The following is a 1,257-nucleotide window of genomic DNA, read 5'->3' as shown; positions in this document are numbered from 1 at the left end:
TGATGCAAGAAATTGATTTTTATATGGTAGACGCCTTTGCCAGCACCACATTTGCTGGTAATGCCGCCGCTGTGTGCCCGCTCACGGAATGGTTGCCCGATGAGACATTATTAAAGATGTCTAAGCAGCACAACCAGTCAGAAACGGCATTCTTCGTGACTAATGATAATGGCTTTGAACTGCGCTGGTTCACGACGCAAGGGGAGATTAACCTGTGCGGGCATGCCACGCTTGCGGCAGCACACGTCATTTTTGAACATCTTGATTACCCGGATACGACTATTCATTTTGCTACCCGCTTTGTGGGTCCCCTAACGGTAACGCGTAGTGATGATTGGCTGACGCTGGATTTCCCTGCCTGGCAAACAGAGCCGGTCATGCCGCTGCCTTTACTGCTGGAAACGCTGGGCATCACGGCGTGCAAAGAGGTGCGCGTGGCGCGTGATTATCTTGTGGTATTGGAGAATCAGCGTCAGGTTGAAGCGGTACGTCCTGACATCAACGCCATGATCCCTCTCGGGAAAATGGTCTGTATCACCGCACCGGGCGAAGGAGAGTACGATTTTGTTAGCCGTTTCTTCTGCCCCGGCGAAGCCGTCGCGGAAGATCCTGTCACAGGATCTACGCATAGCATGCTCATTCCTTACTGGGCTGAAAAACTGAATAAAACAGAGATGCTGGCGCACCAGTGCTCAGCGCGCGGCGGGGATTTACGCTGTGAGCTCGTGGGCGACCGGGTCCATATCGGTGGCCAGGCAGTGACCTATTTAGTCGGTAAAGTGCTGTTACGTTAGAAGGGCGATGTAAGCCGGTTTGATTTCCGCACTGTTTGCTCAATATTGAAGCTGCCGCCTGTATTAGTTACCCGGAAGGTTGAAACATAGGCTTTCCGGGAAGCTTTTTTATCTTCACCTCCTGCACCTGTATTCACTTCAATCTGGGTGAGATACTCGTGGCCAGGTTTAAAGATAAACTCTTCTGGCAAAATGCAAAAAAGACCCGATTTTGGTTGCTTATCAGAAGGGAAAATCACTTGCTCCAGAGGGGTTCCCAGATCGTAAGTAATGGCTGAAAAAACAGTCTCATTGGGTTGCATTGGTAGAGCAATACATACATCGCTACTTCTGATGTGAGCAGGAACAGGTATCTCTCTAGTGTACCGATGCGCCAGGTTTTCACCCAGCGTGCAGCCACTCAGAAGCACAATTAATGGAAATAGTGATTTTTTCAAAAAGAACATCTAAATGGGATCCTGCA

The 1,257-nt window shown here is 49.6% G+C and carries 2 protein-coding genes; one reads left to right on the top strand and one right to left on the bottom strand.

Annotated features, from left to right (window positions below):
• Positions 1 to 2: 2 nt before the first annotated feature.
• Positions 3 to 794 carry a PhzF family phenazine biosynthesis protein gene (locus tag FN633_RS10300; RefSeq protein ID WP_154057634.1) on the top strand — a complete coding sequence of 264 codons (792 nt, stop codon included), beginning with the start codon at positions 3 to 5 and terminating at the stop codon, positions 792 to 794.
• On the opposite strand, the gene FN633_RS10295 is transcribed toward FN633_RS10300, so the two are convergent.
• Positions 791 to 1,240, bottom strand: coding sequence for a putative T6SS immunity periplasmic lipoprotein (locus FN633_RS10295; protein WP_154057633.1), 450 nt, complete (start codon positions 1,238 to 1,240; stop codon positions 791 to 793). The genes FN633_RS10300 and FN633_RS10295 overlap by 4 nt on opposite strands.
• Positions 1,241 to 1,257 lie beyond the last annotated feature (17 nt).

Source organism: Pseudescherichia vulneris (assembly GCF_902164725.1).
Taxonomy (GTDB): Bacteria; Pseudomonadota; Gammaproteobacteria; order Enterobacterales; family Enterobacteriaceae; genus Pseudescherichia; species Pseudescherichia vulneris.
Note: the sequence above shows the minus strand (reverse complement) of the source record. Positions and strands in the feature narration are given on the sequence as shown.